This is a genomic window from Shewanella sp. QJM3NY_23, from assembly GCF_056173105.1.
Window position 1 is genome coordinate 3,671,584 of record NZ_CM149657.1, and the last position, 20,427, is coordinate 3,692,010.

The window sequence follows — 20,427 nt, forward strand, 5'->3', positions numbered from 1 at the left end:
ATGCCGATGAAAGCCATATTGACAACCGAAATGGACATGCTGATCCCCTTCCATGATGTCGACTCCATGGGGATCACTTGGCACGGTAACTACCTGCGCTATTTTGAGGTGATCCGCTGTCAGCTGCTGGATAAAATTGATTACGGCTATCGCAAGATGCAAGAGTCAGGCTATGGTTGGCCCATTGTGGATCTGCAGATCAAATATGTGCAGCCCAGCACCTTCGATCAAAAGGTGAAGCTCACCGCGTCACTGGTCGAGTGGGAAAACCGCATTAAAATCACCTATGAAGTCCGCGACCTCGCCAGCAACAAGCGTTTGACCAAAGGCTATACCATTCAAGCGGCGGTCGACATGCGTGACCAGCAGCTGTGCTTTGTGACCCCAGAGTGTTTTCGCGACAAGATTGCACATCTGCTCGACAGCAGCGGAGACTAGCCATGGCCACCTTAAGCCGCTACCTTTGCGCCCTATTGCTGGGCTTAATCCTCAGCACACCAAGCTATGCCGAGCAGGTCAGCCCTACTACCGATAGCACCTTTACCAGCTTGTTTGCTACGCCCGCAGATAAGCTCGCACTGCGGCAACTGGCCGAGCAGCTCAGCAGCGGCGACACTGCTCAAGGGCAATTTACTCAATATCGCTACTTAGCCGTGCTGCAACGCCCGCTTGTCAGCCATGGCGAATTTGTATTTCAAAGTGACTTAGGTTTAGCTTGGGTGCAGCTGCGCCCATTTGCCAGCACCTTAGTGCTGAGCCAAGACACCTTGGTGCAGATCGACAGTGACGGTCAGCGTCAGGTCAATCGAGCCGATGACAACCCTCAAGCACAAGCATTAGCACGCACCATACCTTTATTGATGAGTGCCTTGCTGCGTGGCGACATAGCGCCGCTCAGCCAGCAATTTAGCCTGCATCTCATCCAAGAGGCCAGTGGCTGGCAACTCGGTTTGATCCCAAAAGATCCCATGCTAGCGCAAGCGCTGCCCAAAATGGTGATGCAGGGGCAAACCCAGATAAAGTCACTCACCTTACTTAATAGCAATGGCGATCGTAGCCTCATTGAGTTTGAGCAGATAAGTGAGCAGCCATTATCGCCCCAGCAACGGGCGCTATTTGGCACCGACAATTTTGCCACCGACAATGATGCCGACAACCGGCCTGACGCGCGCCGATGATCGCCCTTCTCGCACGTCAACTCGACCGTCTATCGGCCAACAGTAAGCTGTGTATGTGGTTGCTGCTACTGGGGACTATGTTCGCCTTAGGCGCAGCGCAGCTGCAACAAGGCGCTAAGCTGCAAAGCGATATTTTGGCCATGCTGCCAACATTACAGCAAGATGCGCTCACACAAGCGGCCATTGACCGGGTTGAGCAGCAACTCAGCGACCGTATCTATATCGGGTTAGTTGCCGACACCCAGGCCCAAGCTATCGATGCCGCAAAGCGGCTCATGCAGGCACTGGCGCAACATCCAAACAGTTTTACCGACATCAGCAGCGCTAATAGCGATAGCGCCAACGCGTTTAATCACTTTTACTTTGCCCATAGGTTTAAGCTACTCACCGAGCAGCAGCGTAACTTGCTCAGCCAAGGTCAGCTAGACAAATTAGAGCAGCAAGCACTCGCCCAACTCTACAACGCCTTTGGTTATGCCAATAGTGCGCTGCTGAGCCAAGATCCACTGCTGCTGTATCCCGCTAACCTACAAGCCTTAGCGCCAAGCCAACAACTGCAAAGCGCGCAAGGGATCTTGCTTAGTACCCAACAAGAGGCTTCAGGGAAGACTCGCTACGGGGCCATAGTGATGGCTAAAGGCGTAGGCAGCGTTTTTAATCCTAACGCCCAGCAACAACAGATAACCGCCTTAGACGCCTCACTTAACCCGTTAAGCATGACTGGCGACATCGAGGTACTGAAAGCGGGGGCACTGTTGCATGCCAGCGCCGCGACAACCCAAGCCAAGCAGGAGATCTCAACCTTAGGAGCCGCCTCACTTATCGGGGTAATTGCACTCGTGTGGTTGGCGTTTCGCTCGATTTTCCCATTAGTGATAGCCAGCCTAACGATCGCCACCAGCTTGCTGTTTGCCTGCGTGACCACCTTGAGTGTGTTTGGCGAGCTACACCTACTCACCTTAGTGTTTGGCACCAGCTTGATTGGGATCGCCATCGACTACAGCTTTCATTTTTATTGTGAGCGCCTCAGCCAACAACAAGCGGCAGCACCTGCGATCAATGCAGTGTTTCCGGCGGCGTCCTTGGCCATAGTGACCACAGTGCTAGCGTACCTTGGCATTGGTTTAACACCGTTTCCGGGCATGCAACAGGTCGCCATCTTCTGCGCGGCTGGATTAATTGGCGCCTACCTGACATTACTGCTGGCCTATCCCAAATTAGCCAATAGCCCACTTAAACCAAGGTCGAGCACCTTGGCATTGGCTCAGAGTTACTTAACGCGATTAGCCTTGCTGCACCGCCGCCTGCGCAGCAAAGGGGCAGCGCCACTGGCGCTAATTATGGCGATGCTCTGTCTGTGGGGGCTGGTGCAACTGACTACAGATGATGATATTCGTAACCTACAACAGAGCCCGCTTGAGGTCGTGCAGCAGGAGCAGCGCCTGCGTCAGTTGCTCAGTGGCGGCACCGATAATCAATTTATCTTGGTCAGGGCCCAAGGCGCGCAGCCGTTATTACAACAACTCGAGCAACTTGCTGAGCCGCTCAAGCAACTGCAGCAGCAAGGCGTGATAGGCAATGCGATTAATTTGGCCAGCTATATCCCTAGCCATCAAAAACAGCAACAGGCGTATCAACTACAAGGCCTTATTTATCAAGATATTGAAACGGTTCTGGGCAGACTAGGGCTCGACCTAGGCCTAGCCCCAAGCCTGCACCAACAATACCTAGACAGTGCCAGTTTACTGATTGAACCCGACGCCTTTTTGGCGTCACCCGCTGGCATATCGCTCGCCCCGCTCTGGTTAAGCCCAAGCGGTACCGATCCTACGCCGCAATATGGCGCCATAGTATTGCTCGGCGGCATTACCGATCTGGCGGCGCTGCAAGCGAGTATTGCACCGTTCACTCAGGTAGAGCTGGTGGATAAAGTTGCCGATATCTCCAGCGTGATGGCCAAATACCGCGGCCTCACCTTAGCCTTGTTGGCACTGGCGCTGGTGCTGGCCTCGTTGATTTTCTCGCTGCGATTTGGCATCAAGCTGGCGTTATGGATCACCGCGGTGCCTGCATTGGCGGCGTTATTGACCCTAGCAACGCTCGGGCTGCTAGGTTCACCACTGACCTTATTTCATGCCTTGGCACTGATTTTAGTATTCGGGATCGGGGTAGACTACAGCCTATTTTTCGCCGAAACCCAACAGGGTGAAGGGGTGATGATGGCGGTGTTTATGTCGGCCTGCTCCACCTTAATGGCCTTTGGCTTATTGGCATTTAGCCACACGCCAGCAATACACTATTTCGGCTTAACCCTATTATTGGGTATCGCATTCACCTTCGTGCTTGCGCCCCTCATTTACACTTTCACAAGGATAGACAAGTGACCGACTCAACCCATGCTAACGCACCACTCACAGGCCATTATGATGTTGTCATCATAGGCGCAGGCCCATCAGGAAGCGTGGCAGCCAGTCTACTGCATCAGCAAGGTAAGCGAGTCTTGGTGATTGAAAAGCAGCATTTTCCGCGCTTTTCTATTGGCGAAAGTCTACTGCCTTGTTGTATGCAGATGCTAGAAGAAGCCAACATGCTAGCGGCGGTTAATCAGGCGGGTTACCAATTTAAAAATGGCGCTGCCTTTAATTGGCAAGGCCGCTCGACCATGTTTGATTTTACCGACAAATTCACCCCAGGTCCCGGCACCACTTACCAAGTCGAGCGCGGCCATTTCGACAAATTATTGGCCGACACTGCCGCTAAGCAAGGGGTTGAGATCCGCTATGGCGATACGGTAACTGCCGTTGACTTATCGGCGACGCCGACGCTCACCATTGTCGATAGCGCCCAACGCACCTATAACATCAGCGCCGAGTACCTGCTCGATGCCAGCGGCTACGGCCGAGTGTTAGCGCGCCTCTTACAGTTAGAGCGCCCCTCGAGCTTACCTAGCCGCACCGCCATTTTTACCCATATCGAAGACAATATCGATAAGGTTGAGCTGGGCAATCGCCCATTCGATCGCAATAAAATCTTAATTAGCGTGCATCCTGATAATCGAGATATCTGGTACTGGCTGATCCCCTTTAGTAATGGCCGCTGCTCACTGGGCGTGGTGGCAGAGCCTCACCTATTGGGCGACTTAGAGACTGATACTAGCAACATATTGATGCGCTTAGTAAACCAAGAGCCGTACCTAAAACAGCTACTGGCTAAGGCCAAGATTGTCAGAGAATGTGGTCGCCTAGCGGGCTATTCGGCCAACGTCAGCACGCTGGCAACCGACAAGTTTGCCCTATTAGGCAACGCGGGGGAGTTTCTCGACCCGGTGTTTTCATCTGGGGTCACCATCGCCATGCAATCGGCGTCGATGGCAACGCGCTGCATTGTCAGGCAGCTAGAGGGGGAAAGCGTTGACTGGCAAGCCGAGTACGCCACGCCACTCATGCGCGGCGTCGATACCTTTCGCACCTATGTGCAGGCATGGTATGACGGCCGTTTTCAGGACGTGATTTTTTATGAGTCGCCCAACCCCAAAATCAAACAGATGATTAGCGCGATTTTGGCCGGCTACGCTTGGGATGAAAACAACCCCTTTGTGACAGAGTCTGAGCGGCGACTCAATATGATTGTCGAGCTATGCCAATGACCGCAGTTAAGCGCCTAGGTTTTACGCTAAGCGTATTTATCGTGTTTGCCCTTAGCGGATGTAGCCAACATCTGCAGCGGCAAACCTGTATGCCGCTAGCCAGTGAGGTCAGCTACTGTTTAGCGCCGCTGCTCAATGAGCCACCCCGCAGCCAAAGCCAGCAGGTTAACTTAAGCATCGCAGGCAATCGGCACCAATTATTGAGCCAACTCGAACTCAGCCCGCAGCAGCTGACCTTGGTCGGGCTCGCGCCACTGGGGCAAGCGCTATTTACCTTAACCTTCGATGGTCAGCGACTCGACAGCCAACAAAGCCGCATACTCGGCGAGCAGTTTAAAGCCGAATACCTGCTGGGGTTACTGCAACTTATCTATTGGCCCACCGACACGGTTAATCGCCATTTACAAGGCGCGACAATGGCGACGGTTAAATGTGATGCGCCGCTGTGCCGCAGGCTTTATGCTAACGATAACGAGGTCAACATTATTGATATTCGCTATAGTCAGCCACAACCATGGCAAGCTCAGGTGGAGCTGGCGGTTATCCCAGCGCAACTAACACTGCACATAACGCCGGTTGAGTAACCTAATGCCACTCTCACAAACCATAAGAACCAACACGATGACAGAGATAGCAATCACCCATTTAGGCTTATGTACCCCACTGGGCCAGACTCAAGAGCAGGTATTACAACGCCTGCTCGATGGTGATACCCAAGGGATGCAGTGGCGGGAAGATCTGATCCCCCAGCAGCGGGTATTAGTCGGCGCCATCGCAGAGCCCTTGCCGGCCATCCCAGAGGTTTATCAGCGCTTCGACTGTCGTAACAATCAATTACTCTTGGTGGCCGCCATGCAGATTGAGGCACAAGTGACGCAGGCTAAAGCCCAGTATGGCGCCGATCGCATTGGCATTATTTTAGGCACTAGCACCTCGGGTATCGCCAAAGGCGAAAAGGCACTGGCTTATCGCGCGGCGCACGGAGTACTGCCCGATGATTACCTCTATTCCAAACAAGAACTGGGCAATAGCTGCGACTTTTTACAACACTATTTTGACCTTAAAGGGCCATGCTATACGGTATCGACAGCTTGTTCATCCAGCGCCAAGGTGTTTGCCAGTGCCAAGCGCTTATTGGCCGCTAACCTGTGCGATATGGTGATTGTTGGCGGCGCCGATAGCCTGTGTAAATTGACGTTAAATGGCTTCTATTCGTTAGAATCTATCTCCAAAGGTCACTGCCAACCCTTTAGCGCCAACCGCGACGGCATCAATATTGGCGAAGGGGCGGCGCTGTTTACCCTGATCAGAGGCCGCGCCGATGTGATGCTTGCCGGTGTGGGAGAGTCGAGCGACGCACATCATATGTCGGCGCCTCACCCTGAGGGACTTGGCGCCATCGCCGCTATCGAAATGGCGCTTAACCAAGCCAATATTAGCGCCAAACAGATCGACTATATTAATCTGCACGGCACCGCGACTATCAAAAATGATGCCATGGAAAGCCGAGCATTAACCCAAGTGTTTGCCGATGACTTACCTTGGGCCAGCTCCACTAAACCCTTAACAGGCCACGCCCTTGGCGCAGCGGGTGCCATCGAGGCGGCCTTTTGTTATTTACTCTTATCAGCCAGTAACCCAAGTGGACGCTTACCGCCGCAGTTGGGCGATCAGCTGTGGGACGATAGCAATCCGCCACTGCGCTTTGTCCCCGCTCACAGCGATAATGCCCATGTGCGCACGCTACACTATGTAATGAGTAATTCTTTTGCTTTTGGTGGCAGTAACGCCAGCGTTATTTTTTGCCGCCCCGAGATGTAACCCAATGAACCAGAGCAACACCCACAACCCAAACTACCCATTAGCGCTGCTCGATGTGGCCGATTATCTGCCCCATCGCGCGCCCATGATCTTGATCGACCGGCTGCTTGAGCATCAGCCAGATACCTTGCTAAGCGAAGTATTTATTCAACCCGGCAGTCCCTATTTTGATGACAATACCCAATCGGTGCCCAACTATGTGGGAATAGAATATATGGCGCAAAGCATCGCCGCACTTGCGGGAATTGAAGCCGCCGCCAAGCAGCAACCTATCCGCGTCGGATTTCTACTGGGCACCCGTAAACTCCAGCTGCACATTAAGGCGTACCAACTGGGGCAGCGTTACCAGATCAGGGTCAGCCGCCTATACCAAGAGGAGAGCGGACTGGCGGTGTTTGACTGCCAAATTCTGCAGCAAGATACCCTTGTGGCGACGGCCAATGTCAATGTATTTCAGCCGCAAGACACACAAGCCTATATCGCTCAAAGCAGCCAAGACAACAGGGAAGATAACTCATGAACAAACGCGTATTAGTCACCGGCTCTAGCCGCGGAATAGGTAAAGCCATCGCCCTCAAACTGGCGGCCAATGGTTTTGATATTGCGCTACATTTTCACCGCAATCAAGATGCCGCTAACGCCACCCAAACGCAGTTGCAAGCCTTGGGCGCACAGGTCAGTTGCCTGCAATTTGATGTGGCCGATCGCGCTGGCGTCAAGGCGGCCATTGAGGCCGATATCGCACAGCACGGCGCCTATTATGGCGTGGTGTTAAATGCCGGCATTAATTGCGACACCGCCTTTCCCGCCATGAGCGAGCAAGAGTGGGACAGCGTGGTGCACACCAATCTCGACGGCTTCTATAATGTGATCCATCCCTGCACCATGCCGATGATCCAAACCCGTCAAGGCGGGCGCATTATCACCATGGCGTCTGTATCTGGGATTGCGGGTAATCGCGGCCAGGTCAATTACAGCGCCTCTAAAGCGGGGATTATTGGTGCAACCAAGGCACTCAGTTTAGAGCTGGCGAAACGTAAAATTACCGTTAACTGTATCGCGCCGGGTCTTATCGAAACCGACATGGTGACCGATATTCCAAGCGATATGGTTAAACAACTGGTGCCGATGCGCCGCATGGGCACGCCGGCAGAAATCGCTGGGCTGGCGAACTTCTTAATGTCTGAAGACGCCGCCTATATCACACGTCAGGTTATTTCAGTTAATGGTGGCATGATTTAATGACAAGCTCGACAAGACGCGTAGTGATCACCGGAGTCGGTGGTGTGAGTGCATTGGGCCACGACTGGCCAACCATTGCCAAGCGGTTGCAGGCACAACAAAATTGTGTGCAGCGCATGGATGAGTGGGACAAATATGACGGTTTAAATACGCGCCTCGCCGCCCCCGTCAGCGACTTCGATAAACCTGCGCACTATTCGCGTAAAAAGATCCGCGCCATGGGACGCGTCTCTATCATGGCGACATGGGCTAGCGAAAAAGCCTTGATCGATGCCAATCTACTTGACGACCCTGTGGTGAGTTCTGGCGCCATGGGCATCGCCTACGGCTCATCGACGGGCAGTACAGATCCGCTAATCGCCTTTGGTGACATGCTGAAAACTGGCGATATGTCTGGCGTCACCGCCACCAGCTATATACGCATGATGGCTCATACTACCGCGGTCAATGTGGGGGTGTTTTTTGGTTTAAAAGGCCGAGTGCACACCACCAGCAGTGCCTGTACGTCGGGCAGCCAAGGCATAGGTTATGCCTATGAAGCGATCAAATTTGGTCTGCAAGATCTGATGTTAGCCGGCGGCGCCGAAGAGCTTTGCCCAACCGAAGCTGTGGTGTTTGATACCCTGTTTGCCACCAGCACTCAAAATGATCAGCCCAGCATGACGCCGCGCCCTTTTGATAGCGATCGCGACGGGCTGGTTATCGGTGAAGGTGCCTGTACCTTAGTGCTAGAAGAGCTTGAACACGCCAAGGCGCGCGGCGCAAAAATTTACGCCGAACTGGTGGGCTTTGGCACCAATGCCGATGGGTTACACGTGACCCAGCCCAATGCCGACACCATGGAAGTGGCTATCCGCTTGGCATTAAAAGATGCCCAGCTCGCGCCCCAAGCCATAGGCTATGTTAACGCTCACGGCACGGCCACCGACCGCGGTGATATTGCCGAAACCCAAGCAACTGAGGCAGTATTTGGTCAGCAGATGCCTATCTCGTCGCTCAAAAGCTACACTGGCCATACACTCGGGGCGTGCGGCTCGCTAGAGGCTTGGTTAACGATTGAGATGATGAATGCGGGGTGGTTTGCGCCGACGCTAAACTTGCAGCATGTGGATCCGGCCTGCGGCAAACTCGATTATATTAAAGATGGCATTCGCTACCTAGAAACAGATTATGTAATGAGCAATAACTTTGCCTTCGGCGGGATCAATACTTCACTGATCTTTAAGCGCTGGCGCGGCTAGGCTGGCAACACAAAAAGACGTAATAGACTATGCCATCATTGTTCATTGACAGTGGCGTCATAGGTCATTGATTGGTCATTTGAAGTGCCGCAATTGACCGTGGCACAATGAAAAATGGCGTAACCTAGGTTACGCCATTTTAATATTCGGCCTTATTCAGTCAAGGCAGCCACACTGCCAAAGCTTAGAGGCTGCGAGCTTATCTGAGCGGATTACGCGACCAGCAGCTTAATCTCTTGCTGCGCCTGCTGTATTCCTTGCTCGGCGGCTTCAGGGCCCATATTGAGCGCTTCGGCGTAAACGGTATCGACATTTTCAATACCAATAAAGCTTAATACCGTCTTAAGATAAGGTACAACATGGTCAGTCGCTCCGGCTTTATGCACACCGCCACGAGTGGTGACGACAACGGCCCGTTTACCTTGGATCAAGCCTTGAGGGCCGGTATCGGTATAAGTAAAGGTCACACCGGCACGAGCGATCAGATCGATCCAGTTTTTTAGCTGCGTCGGAATGCTAAAGTTGTACATGGGCGCAGCGATAATCAGGGTATCGTGAGCCTTAAGCTCGGCAATCAGCTCATCAGACACTGCAACTGCTTGCTGCTGCTTATCCGATAGATTGTCAGCACCTCTTAGTGCTAGTGCAATTTCACCGTCAAGCACGGGTAATGTTTGCTCAGCTAAATCTCGCACCGTCACTTGAGAGTCCTCTACTTGCCATTGTTGTAGTAACTCATCAACTAACTTAGCCGATTGAGAATACTCACCCAAAATACTCGATTTTAAAACCAATACACTCGCCATAACACACTCCAATACCGACTAAAGATGAGCCATTATAAATATCGATTAATCGAAACTAAAGCGCATAAAATGCGACACAACAATCGATAAAATCGAATGTTAAAGCCTGCCTTCTCTCTATTGACCGATGCGAATTTAAAATAAGTAAAAGCTAAATTATATCGCATTGATTTTATTTGATTAATTAACGAACAACGTAATGAGTCGTTTTTTTATACACTTTTTTGTGATCTTGTGATCTTATCTCGCCGTAGATAGCTGATGTTAATCAACTGTTATAGAGGAAGGATGCATGAAACGGATATACCCTGCGATACTACTCAGTACAAGCGTGATGTTTGGTTTGAGCGCGTGTAATGACGATGATGACGATATTATCAAGTTACCTGAGCCCGTGCTTGAAACACAGGTACGTGTGATCCATGCTGGCGTCGATGCACCAAAGGTGAACGTCAATGCCAACGGCGTCGAGTTACTCACTGACGTCGATTATGCCGTGTCCAGTGGTTTTACGACCGTTCCAGTTGATACCTATGCCATTGGTGTCGATGCCCAATTAGCCGATGGCTCAGTGCTTGAGGTGTTAACCGCTGAGCTTGATGCCATGGCAGAGATGCAATATACCGCCGTCGCCGTAGGCAAGGTGGCAGACGACACTTTGCAACTCAAACTTATCGCCAATGCGGTCAGTGACATCGCTACCGATTACGCCCGCGTGCAAATATTGCATGGCGCATCTGATGTCGGTTTAGTGGATATTTATGTCACCGCACCGGGAGCCGATATCACAACTCAGGCGCCCACCTTGTCGGCTAACTTCCTCGATGTCAGCGATCAACTTGAGATCTTAGCTAGCGATTATCAGATCCGCATTACCGCATCTGGGCAAAAAACGCCGGTATTTGATTCTGGCACTGTCCCATTGCAAGCCGGCAATGATTACCTGATAAGCGCCATCCCTAATGCTGCCACCGGTGATTCACCTGTAGCACTTCTGGTTGCCTTAGATGATGCACAGGTGGTGCTACAAGACACCATGACAGGCAGTGATGTGCGAGCCATTCATGCAGTAGCAGATGCCCCTGCGGTCGATATTTTCCTCGACGGCGCGGCCACACCAGCGGTTAATATGCTTAGCTTCAGCGAATTTACCGACTACCTTAATGTGCCTGAGGGCGACCATACCATTACCGTGGCTGCCGATGCAGACAACAGCGTAGTCGTAATTGATGCCGCGCCAGTGACGCTAGCGCAAGGCGCCAGCTATAGCGTATTGGCGGTAGGCTCGTTAAGCGATAGTGATATTGCACCATTAGTGGTGACGGAAGATCGTCGCCGAGTCGCAACTGAGGCAAAACTCAATATTATTCACGCCTCCTATTCGGCGGGTAATGTGGATATCTACCTCACTCCAAGCAGTGACATTACCGCTGCCACACCAGCACTTAGCAATGTGCCATTTAAAGCCACATCTGGCAGTTTGTCCGTGCCTGCTGGCGACTATGTGGTCACGGTGACAGGTACTGGCAGTAAAACGGCAGCCATTGGGCCACTTAATGTTACGCTCGCGGCGGGTAACCTCTACAGCGTTGCGGCGGTAGATGCCGCAAATGGTGGCGCTCCACTTGGTGTGATTTTAATGGATGATTTTGTGCCCGCGCTTTAGTTACAGTTAAGCGACTTGGCTTGAGTGACAGCTCTTTAAACTGCAACGCTTTAGCCATAGCGCTATGATGATAGCGCGTTAAAGCACAGCATTACGCTGACCATAGTTCACTGCCGCAGTCATTATTGATGAGGCTAACCACAACAGCGCCTAATATAGGCGCTGTTTTTTTATAAAAGTGGCTCTATCTCAACCCCTTTTTGCCCGTCTAGAGGTGACAAATTAGGGTGTCACTGCCATTTTCTGGTATTCTCTGCATTATTAAAAATGACTTGAATGCATACATAATCATGTCCAAACAAGACTCTTTCTGGTTTAAATCATTACGTTGGATACAAAAGAAGCTGGTTCATACCATAGTGGTTCCCCAGCACCCTTTTGATGACCTTAATCTAGATTCAGATAGACCTCTGGTCTACGTAATGAAGACGAAATCCATCAGCGATATCGCCGCATTGAGCGAGATAACCGCTAAACTCGGCTTACCGAGTCCCTATGAAGCACTCGATGTGTGCGGCGAAAAAGTGTCGCGCGTGGTTTGTCTCGAAGGGGCGAAACCCTTGTTTGGTGAGCGCGAGAGCAACGAGTATTACCTCGACAGTTTCACTCGCCTGCTAAGTGCACACAAACAACACCCTGAGCTGGACATTCAACTTGTACCAGTCAGCTTGTACTGGGGGCGTACTCCAGGCAAAGAAGATGACACCATGAAGGCGGCAGTTTTCGAGCGGGAAAACCCGACATGGCTGCGTAAGTGTCTGATGATTTTGTTCTTAGGCCGACACAACTTTGTGCAGTTTTCTAATGCGATGTCGCTGCGATACATGGCCGATGAACACGGTACAGATAAACGCATCGCGCAAAAACTGGCGCGAGTGGCACGGGTGCATTTTCGTCGTCAACGCAAGGTCATGACCGGGCCTGTATTACCTAATCGCCAAAATTTATTTCACTCGCTGCTTAAATCTGAGTCGATGAAAAAAGCGATTCAAGAAGAAGCCCATAGCAAAAAAATCTCCGAAGCTAAAGCCCGCGAAACCGCACTCGAATACCTAGATGAGATCGCGGCGGACTACTCCGACAGCCTAGTGCGTATTGCCGAACGCTTCCTCACTTGGCTATGGAATAAACTGTATAAAGGCATCAATATCAAAGGCGCAGAGCAGGTTCGTCAGCTACACCATGATGGCCATGAAATTGTCTATGTCCCTTGTCACCGTAGCCATATGGACTACCTGCTGCTGTCTTATATCCTCTATTACCAAGGCATGGTGCCACCGCATATTGCCGCCGGAATTAACCTTAACTTCTGGCCCGCAGGCCCCATGTTCCGCCGTGGCGGCGCCTTCTTTATTCGCCGCAGCTTCCGCGGCAATAAGTTATACACTGCTGTATTTCGTGAATATTTAGACCAGCTGTTTGCCAAAGGCTATTCGGTTGAGTATTTCACCGAAGGTGGACGTTCACGCACAGGTCGCTTGTTAGCACCAAAAACTGGCATGATCGCCATGACACTTAACAGTGTGCTGCGCGGGGTCGAGCGCCCAGTCACCTTAGTGCCTGTGTATCTGGGTTATGATCATGTAATGGAAGTGGCCACTTACCATAAAGAGCTCAGCGGTAAGAAAAAGAAAAAAGAGTCACTATGGCAGGTGTTTGGTGCCATCCGTAAATTGGGCAATTTCGGTCAAGGTTACGTTAACTTTGGTCAGCCTATCACGCTACACAACTTCCTCAACGAGCAAGTACCAAACTGGCGGGAAGAGCTGGCCAAAGACCGAGAACAAAAACCCACTTGGCTCACCCCTGTGGTCAACACTTTGGCTAATCGCGTGATGACGCGCATTAACGATGCCGCCGCAGTCAGCTCAGTGACCTTAACCAGTTTAGTGTTACTGGCCTCAGAGCAACATGCGTTAGAACGCTCACAGCTAGAAAAACAGCTAGATCTGTATCTGACCATACTCAAAAAGCTGCCTTACACTGAGTTTGCCTCGGTCGTTGAAGGCGACGGCGCCAAATTGATAGAGCAGGGTCTTGAGCTGAAAAAGTTTAAACTCGACAGCGACCCACTGGGTGACATCATCTCTATCGATGAGAGCCAAGCGGTGTCTATGACCTATTATCGAAATAATATCATTCACTTAATGGTTATTCCGTCGTTAATCGCCAGTTGCCTAACCCAGCACGATAACTGCACTCGTCAAACGATTATCGATACTGTTGAAGACTTTTATCCACTGCTACAAGCCGAACTGTTTATGGGGATAGACGATATACCTGAGTATGTCTCTCAGTTGTTGGATCTGCTGCTTGAGCAGGGGCTTATCAGTGAAGCAACAAGCTTTAGCGTCAATCCAGAGCATCTCAATCAGCTATTGCACTTAGCGGGCACCATCAGCGAAACCATGCAGCGCTACGCCATTATCTTCAATATCTTGGCCGCAGCACCTAACATTGAACGCTCAGAACTTGAGAGTGATAGCCATCAGTTAGCTCAGCGTCTTGGCGCATTGCATGGCATTACTGCACCTGAGTTTTATGATAAAAAACTCTACGGCACCCTAAGCGTTAAGCTAAAAGAGTTAGGTTATCTGGCCGGCGATGCTAAGCAAGCCGATGTGCAGCGTATTCGCTCACGAGCGAACCACCTGCTGCATACCTCGGTAAAACAAACGATTGTCGACAGTGTCGCTGCGGAGCACCACGCGTAATGGCCAACCATATGAATGCCGCCAAGCATAAAGCCTCTGGCAAATCATTATTGGGTGGCGCAATGATTATCGCAGGTACCGCCGTCGGTGCCGGGATGTTCTCTCTGCCTGTCGTCGGCGCGGGTATGTGGTTTAGTTACTCGCTAGTGATGATGTTAGGCGTGTGGTTTTGCATGTTGGTCTCAGGGCTGTTACTGCTCGAAACCAATTTACACTTTGAACCCGGCGCCAGTTTTGACACCCTGACCCGCGACACATTAGGCAACTTTTGGCGCATCGTAAACGGCCTGTCCATCGCCTTTGTGTTGTACATTCTGGCCTATGCTTACATCAGTGGTGGCGGCTCCATCGTCAACCATAGCCTAGTGGGTTTAGGGATTGAATTACCCCAAAGCTTAGCCGGACTCATCTTCGCCGTTGGCTTAGCCATAGTGGTGTTTATCAGCACTAAGGCGGTCGATCGCATCACCACCATTATGCTGGGCGGGATGATAATCACCTTCTTTTTGGCCATAGGTAACTTGCTTATCGAAATTGAGCCCATCAAGTTGTTTAACCCCAATGGTGAGACCCGCTATTTACCCTATATGTTGGCGGCGATCCCGTTTGGTTTAGTCAGCTTTGGTTATCACGGCAATGTGCCAAGCTTAGTAAAGTACTATGGCAAAGATGCCAATACCATAGTGAAAGCCATCACCTTGGGCACCTTAATTGCGTTTGTCATCTATGTCTGCTGGCTCATGGCCACCATGGGCAATATCTCGCGTATCGAGTTTATCGACATTATCGCCCAAGGGGGTAATATCGGCGTGTTGGTGGCGGCGCTATCGGATGTAATGAGTAGCAGTTGGCTTAATACCATGCTAACCCTGTTTGCTAACTTGGCGGTAGCCTCGTCGTTTTTAGGGGTGACCTTAGGGCTGTTTGACTACCTTGCGGATCTATTCGGTTTTGAGGAAACTCGCGCTGGCCGTTTAAAAACCGCTACGATCACATTTTTACCGCCAACCCTGCTTGGGCTGCTGTTTCCCAATGGTTTTTTAATTGCCATTGGCTTTGCGGCCATCGCCGCCACCATTTGGGCCGCCATTGTACCTGCCTTGATGGCGTATCGGGCGCGGCAGATGTTTCCTCATAGTCAAAGCTTTAAAGTGCCTGGCGGCACAGCAGTGATCGCTATCGTCATTGGTTATGGCGTACTGACGGCGGCCTGTCACCTGCTTGCCATGGCTGAATTGCTGCCAGTATACGGCTCGTAATTCACCTCACTGTTACCCAATAAAAAAGGCGCTCTTAGAGCGCCTTTTTTTGTTTACTGTTGTCATTTACAAGATAAGTAACTAGGTATTAGCGTCATCCTTGCTCAACTTGCGACCGTAAATCAGCAAATACAGCGCGGGTAACACAAACAGCGACAGCAACGGCGCGGTTATCATGCCGCCCACCATAGGCGCAGCAATCTTTTGCATCACATCGTTACCCGCGCCCGAGCCCCACATGATAGGCAACAGGCCAAAGAAGATGGTCGCGACCGTCATCGCCTTGGGACGAATACGCATCACAGCCCCCTCGATAAGCGCCGCTTTAAGATCGCCAATGACCACATAGCTGCCGGTCTCTTTACGGTGCTTAATGGCATTATTAAGGTAGACCAACATCACCACCCCAAACTCGGCGGCCACACCCGCTAACGCGATCATCCCAACGGCCACCGCTACCGACATATTAAAGTCGAGCAGGTAGAGCAACCAAGTGCTGCCCACCAAGGCGAAGGGCAAGCTGAGCATGATGATAGAGGCCTGCATTGTTGAGCCAAAAGTCATCATCAGCAGAATAAAGATCACTGCCAGCGCCATGGGGATCACCTTTTTCAATTTAGCGTCCACCCGCTGCATATATTCATACTGCCCGGCAAAGCTGTAACTGTAACGCGGCGGCACCACCAACTGTCCATCTAGCGCGGCTTGCGCTTGGGTGATGTACTCACCAATTGAGGTGCCCGCAATATCGACAAATACCCACGAGATCAGGCGACCATTTTCACTCTTTAACATAGGCGCGCCATCGCTAATGCTGATATCGGCCAAGTTGCGTAGCGGCAGGTAATGCCCTGACTTAGTGATCACCGGAAGCTCTCTTAGCTTGTCGATATTGTCACGCAGCTCTCGGGGATAACGCAGGTTGATAGGGTAACGCTCGGCGCCCTGCACCGACTCACCAATTTTCATCCCCCCGATGGCATAGCGCACCACATCTTGGATATCACTCAGCGACATACCATAACGGGAAGCCACATCTAACTTAGGGGCGATATCGATATAACGTCCGCCGCCAACACGCTCGGCATAAGCCGATTTGGTATGTGGCAACTGACTGAGGATCGCCTCGATATCGGCGCCCACTTGCTGCAACTCATTGACATCGGCGCCAGTGATCTTAATCCCTACCGGGGTTTTTATCCCCGTCGATAACATATCGATACGGGTCTTAATCGGCTGCACCCAGGCGTTGGTTAAACCGGGCACTTTAACGGTTTTTTGCAGCTGATCTATGATGTCGCTTAACTCAATACCCTCGCGCCACTCGGCTCTGGGTTTAAGCATGATAGTGGTTTCTAACATGGTGAGCGGCGCCGGATCGGTCGCGGTTTCGGCGCGCCCCACCTTACCAAACACTCGCTTAACCTCAGGCACGGTTTTAATTAACCTGTCGGTCTGTTGCAGAACTTCGGCCGCTTTACTGGCACTGATCCCCGGTAAGGCGGTGGGCATATACAGCAGATCGCCCTCTTCCAGTTCAGGCATAAACTCGCTGCCCATTTGCGTCACCGGATACCAAGCACTACCCAGTGCCACGAGTGCCACTAACAAGGTGACTTTAGGGAAACGTAGCACCAGCGTCAGCGAAGGCTTATACAGGGCAATTAATACCCGGCTAATGGGGTTACTGCTCTCTTTAGGAATGTTGCCGCGAATAAAAAAGCCCATGAGTACGGGAACTAAGGTTATCGACAGCACGGCTGCGGCCGCCATCGCAAAGGTTTTAGTGTAAGCCAGCGGGCTGAACAGCCGTCCCTCTTGCGCCTCTAAAGCAAATACCGGCACAAAGCTTAAGGTAATGATAAGCAGTGAGAAAAATAGCGCCGGCCCCACCTCGACCGAGGCCTGGGCCACGATGTGCCAATGCTCTTTATTATCTGGGCCACGCTGATGCTCTTGCCTAAAATGCTCCAGATGTTTGTGCATGTTCTCTATCATCACAATGGCCCCATCGACCACGGCGCCAATGGCGATGGCGATGCCGCCCAGACTCATGATGTTAGCGTTCACTCCCATCTTATTCATTACGATAAAGGCGATGAGAATAGACAGCGGCAGAGTGATCACCGCCACCAATGTCGAGCGTGCATGCAGCAAAAACAGCAAGCAGACCACGCCGACAACCACCATCTCTTCAATCACCTTGCTGAACAAGTTGTCGACCGAACTTTCAATCAAATGCGATCTGTCGTAAGTGGGGACAATTTCGACGCCTTGGGGCAAACCGGCTTTAAGCTGCTCTAACTTGGCTTTAACTGCCTCAATAGTGGCTAAGGCGTTTTCACCGTAGCGCATCACGATAATACCGCCCACCACTTCACCTTCACCATCGAGCTCGGCAATGCCACGGCGCGACGCTGGGCCTTTACGCACCGTCGCCACATCCTTAAGTAACAGAGGCGTTCCCGACGGGCTAGTGATCCCCAAGGGGATTTCACGAAAATCATCTAAGGTTTGTCGGTAACCTTTAGCCCGCACCATATATTCTGCTTCGGCCATCTCAATCACCGAGCCGCCGGCTTCGGTGTTCGATTTCGCGATGGCATTTTTAATGGTAGCGATATCTAAGCGGTAGATAGCCAACTTATCTGGCTCTACGACGATTTGATAGGTTTGCTCCATGCCACCAACGGTGGCGACTTCTGACACTCCCGCCACACTTTGCAGCTCTAACTTTAAGTACCAATCTTGCAGACTTTTTAATTGCGACAGATCTAAGCTGCCGGAGCGATCCACTAAGGCATATTCAAAAATCCAGCCCACCCCCGAGGCGTCAGGCCCCAATGACGGTTGAACGCCAGGCGGTAAGCGACTACTTACTTGGCTTAAGTATTCCAGTACCCGTGAACGGGCCCAGTAGATGTCGGTGCCATCTTCGAAGATGACATACACATAAGAGTCACCAAAAAACGAATAACCGCGCACGGTTTTCGCGCCCGGCACTGCGAGCATCGCGGTCGATAAAGGATAAGTGACCTGCTCCTCTACCAGTTGAGGGGCCTGCCCCGCAAAAGGGGTTTTGATGATCACCTGTACATCCGACAGATCCGGTAAGGCATCTAGCGGGGTATTTCTGAGCTCTTGTACGCCCCACACGCCAATCATAATAGTGATGATCAGCACCATCAGCCTTTGCTGGATGGCCAGTTGAATAATTTTGGTTAACATAATGTCCCCTAGTGCTGATGGCCGCTGCTAAGGCGCATTAAACTGCCTTTTAGACTGGCTTCTGAATCCAGCAAGAACTGCCCCGAGATCACCACGTTTTCCCCTTCGCTTAAGCCGCTGAGGATCTCCGCTTTGCCTTGAGACATCATGCCCACAGTAACTTGACGTGCCACAAAACTGTTGTCGCTCTGCTTAACAATCACTCGGTTTTCATGCCCAGTTTGGATTAAAGCCTCTTGTGGGATCACTAAGGCATCACGATTAGGGCCGCCGAAAATGGCGATCTTGGCTAGCGTATTGGGGCGCAGTGCCACATCGCTACTATTGAGTACGATTCTGACCCGTAAACTGCGGGTCACGGGATCAAGTTCAGGGTAGATATAATCGACTACGCCCTCGATATCTTGTAGCCCCATCGCGGGCACAGACACTTCGGTATGTTGCCCTAAAGCAATCCAACTCTGCTCATTCTCAAACACATCGGCAATCACCCACACCTTAGACAAGTTCGCTAATGACATCACCTCGGTGGCAGGCTGAATGTACATACCGTCTCTGACCGACAGCTGTTTAACGACGCCATCGGTTTGCGCATAAAATGGCACCCGATATTGGGTCTGCTCCGTCTTGGCTAAACGCTCAATTTGGCCGCGAGTCATGCCTAACAGCTCAAGCCTTAATCCGGCGCGGCGCACTAAATCTTGATAATTTTTACTGTTGCCCGAGCTGCGTAAACTGCCCAGCGCCAACAGGTAATCATCTTGGGCGTTAATTAAGTCGGGCGAATAGATCTCATACAGCAACTGCCCTTTAGTGACCTTATCGCCGACAGATTTAATCGCGAGCTTTTCTATCCAGCCGTTGACCCGCGCATGAATATGGCTAATTTCGCTCTCATCATAGCCTATCTGACCGACGGTTCTGACAAACTTCCACATAGTGTCTCTTGTGGCTGGCGCCACTTTTAACGCTAAGGCTTGCTGCATACCACCGGATACCTGGATCTCGATTTCAGACTGGGCACCGCCCACTTCGACTTTTTCAAGGTTCATGCCGCAGATAGGACACGTACCCGGCACATCGCTGATGATATGCGCATGCATTGGGCAGACATATTTAATCGAAGGCTCACCGGTTAAGGGGGCAGGTTTAGCTTGCGCTAAGGGATCGGCTGCCTCGCCGCTGCCGACTTGATGTGCCGCATGATCGCTATCGACCGTCTCTTCCTCTTCCTCTTCTTCAACCAGAAACATATTGCACTGCGGGCAGCGACTGCCCGCCTCATGACTGGTCTCTTCTGGATGCATGGGGCACACATAGGTTTTTTGCTCGGCATTGGCGGTTTTACCCTTTAAGGCCGACTCATGTTCTTGCTCAACCAGAAACATATTGCACTGTGGGCAGCGACTGCCGGCCTCATGGCTGGTCTCTTTTGGATGCATGGGGCAAACATAGGTTTTTTGCTCGCCAAGATGTTGATGGTGGGGTTGTGTTGCACTATCACTGCCGCTTAACTTCACTTGGGCCGCACTCAATTGCGGCGTCACCATCAGTAATGCACTGACAAAATACGCCAATGGTTTACGCTTATCACTCATATTTAAATAACTCATAATGCCTCAATCC

The 20,427-nt window shown here is 51.5% G+C and carries 15 protein-coding genes; 12 read left to right on the forward strand and 3 right to left on the reverse strand.

Annotated features, from left to right (window positions below):
- Positions 1-6: 6 nt before the first annotated feature.
- From AC0VXX_RS16220 to AC0VXX_RS16260, 9 genes are read left to right on the forward strand one after another with little or no spacing between them, the layout of a single operon-like run.
- Entirely contained in the window at positions 7-438 is a 432-nt protein-coding gene (locus tag AC0VXX_RS16220; RefSeq protein ID WP_475515106.1) for an acyl-CoA thioesterase, read from the forward strand.
- Between the two features lie 2 nt (positions 439-440).
- Positions 441-1,178 carry an outer membrane lipoprotein carrier protein LolA gene (locus AC0VXX_RS16225; protein ID WP_475515107.1) on the forward strand — a complete coding sequence of 246 codons (738 nt, stop codon included), beginning with the start codon at positions 441-443 and terminating at the stop codon, positions 1,176-1,178.
- Positions 1,175-3,562: an MMPL family transporter gene (locus AC0VXX_RS16230; RefSeq protein WP_475515108.1), complete on the forward strand. Its 2,388-nt coding sequence runs from the start codon at positions 1,175-1,177 to the stop codon at positions 3,560-3,562. Before AC0VXX_RS16225 ends, AC0VXX_RS16230 begins: the two co-directional genes overlap by 4 nt.
- On the forward strand, positions 3,559-4,824 hold the full coding sequence (locus AC0VXX_RS16235; RefSeq protein WP_475515109.1) for an NAD(P)/FAD-dependent oxidoreductase: 1,266 nt from the start codon (positions 3,559-3,561) through the stop codon (positions 4,822-4,824). Before AC0VXX_RS16230 ends, AC0VXX_RS16235 begins: the two co-directional genes overlap by 4 nt.
- Entirely contained in the window at positions 4,821-5,408 is a 588-nt protein-coding gene (locus AC0VXX_RS16240) for a DUF3261 domain-containing protein (RefSeq protein ID WP_475515110.1), read from the forward strand. Before AC0VXX_RS16235 ends, AC0VXX_RS16240 begins: the two co-directional genes overlap by 4 nt.
- A gap of 37 nt (positions 5,409-5,445) precedes the next feature.
- Positions 5,446-6,645: a beta-ketoacyl-[acyl-carrier-protein] synthase family protein gene (locus AC0VXX_RS16245; protein ID WP_475515111.1), complete on the forward strand. Its 1,200-nt coding sequence runs from the start codon at positions 5,446-5,448 to the stop codon at positions 6,643-6,645.
- A gap of 4 nt (positions 6,646-6,649) precedes the next feature.
- Positions 6,650-7,165 carry a hotdog family protein gene (locus AC0VXX_RS16250; protein ID WP_475515112.1) on the forward strand — a complete coding sequence of 172 codons (516 nt, stop codon included), beginning with the start codon at positions 6,650-6,652 and terminating at the stop codon, positions 7,163-7,165.
- Positions 7,162-7,887, forward strand: coding sequence for a 3-ketoacyl-ACP reductase FabG2 (locus AC0VXX_RS16255; RefSeq protein ID WP_475515113.1), 726 nt, complete (start codon positions 7,162-7,164; stop codon positions 7,885-7,887). Before AC0VXX_RS16250 ends, AC0VXX_RS16255 begins: the two co-directional genes overlap by 4 nt.
- Entirely contained in the window at positions 7,887-9,128 is a 1,242-nt protein-coding gene (locus AC0VXX_RS16260; RefSeq protein ID WP_475515114.1) for a beta-ketoacyl-ACP synthase, read from the forward strand. The genes AC0VXX_RS16255 and AC0VXX_RS16260 overlap by 1 nt, the downstream gene beginning before the upstream one ends.
- Before the next feature lie 212 nt (positions 9,129-9,340).
- On the opposite strand, the gene AC0VXX_RS16265 is transcribed toward AC0VXX_RS16260, so the two are convergent.
- The gene (locus tag AC0VXX_RS16265) at positions 9,341-9,934 is read right to left on the reverse strand and encodes an FMN-dependent NADH-azoreductase (protein WP_475515115.1); all 594 of its coding nucleotides are present in this window, start codon (positions 9,932-9,934) and stop codon (positions 9,341-9,343) included.
- Positions 9,935-10,226: 292 nt separating this feature from the next.
- Between AC0VXX_RS16265 and AC0VXX_RS16270 the strand changes: the two genes are divergently transcribed.
- The 3 genes from AC0VXX_RS16270 to mtr all read left to right on the forward strand — a co-directional run bounded on the left by AC0VXX_RS16270 (position 10,227) and on the right by mtr (position 15,573).
- Positions 10,227-11,600 (forward strand): DUF4397 domain-containing protein, encoded by a 1,374-nt coding sequence (locus AC0VXX_RS16270; protein WP_475515116.1) that lies wholly within the window; start codon positions 10,227-10,229, stop codon positions 11,598-11,600.
- 290 nt (positions 11,601-11,890) lie between these two features.
- Positions 11,891-14,314, forward strand: coding sequence for a glycerol-3-phosphate 1-O-acyltransferase PlsB (plsB, locus tag AC0VXX_RS16275; protein WP_475515117.1), 2,424 nt, complete (start codon positions 11,891-11,893; stop codon positions 14,312-14,314).
- Positions 14,314-15,573 (forward strand): tryptophan permease, encoded by a 1,260-nt coding sequence (mtr, locus tag AC0VXX_RS16280; RefSeq protein WP_475515118.1) that lies wholly within the window; start codon positions 14,314-14,316, stop codon positions 15,571-15,573. Before plsB ends, mtr begins: the two co-directional genes overlap by 1 nt.
- A gap of 81 nt (positions 15,574-15,654) precedes the next feature.
- On the opposite strand, the gene AC0VXX_RS16285 is transcribed toward mtr, so the two are convergent.
- Together AC0VXX_RS16285 and AC0VXX_RS16290 are read right to left on the reverse strand one after the other, a co-directional pair.
- Positions 15,655-18,801, reverse strand: a complete 3,147-nt coding sequence (locus AC0VXX_RS16285) for an efflux RND transporter permease subunit (RefSeq protein WP_475515119.1) — start codon at positions 18,799-18,801, stop codon at positions 15,655-15,657.
- 8 nt (positions 18,802-18,809) lie between these two features.
- Entirely contained in the window at positions 18,810-20,414 is a 1,605-nt protein-coding gene (locus tag AC0VXX_RS16290; protein ID WP_475515120.1) for an efflux RND transporter periplasmic adaptor subunit, read from the reverse strand.
- Between the last annotated feature and the right edge of the window lie 13 nt (positions 20,415-20,427).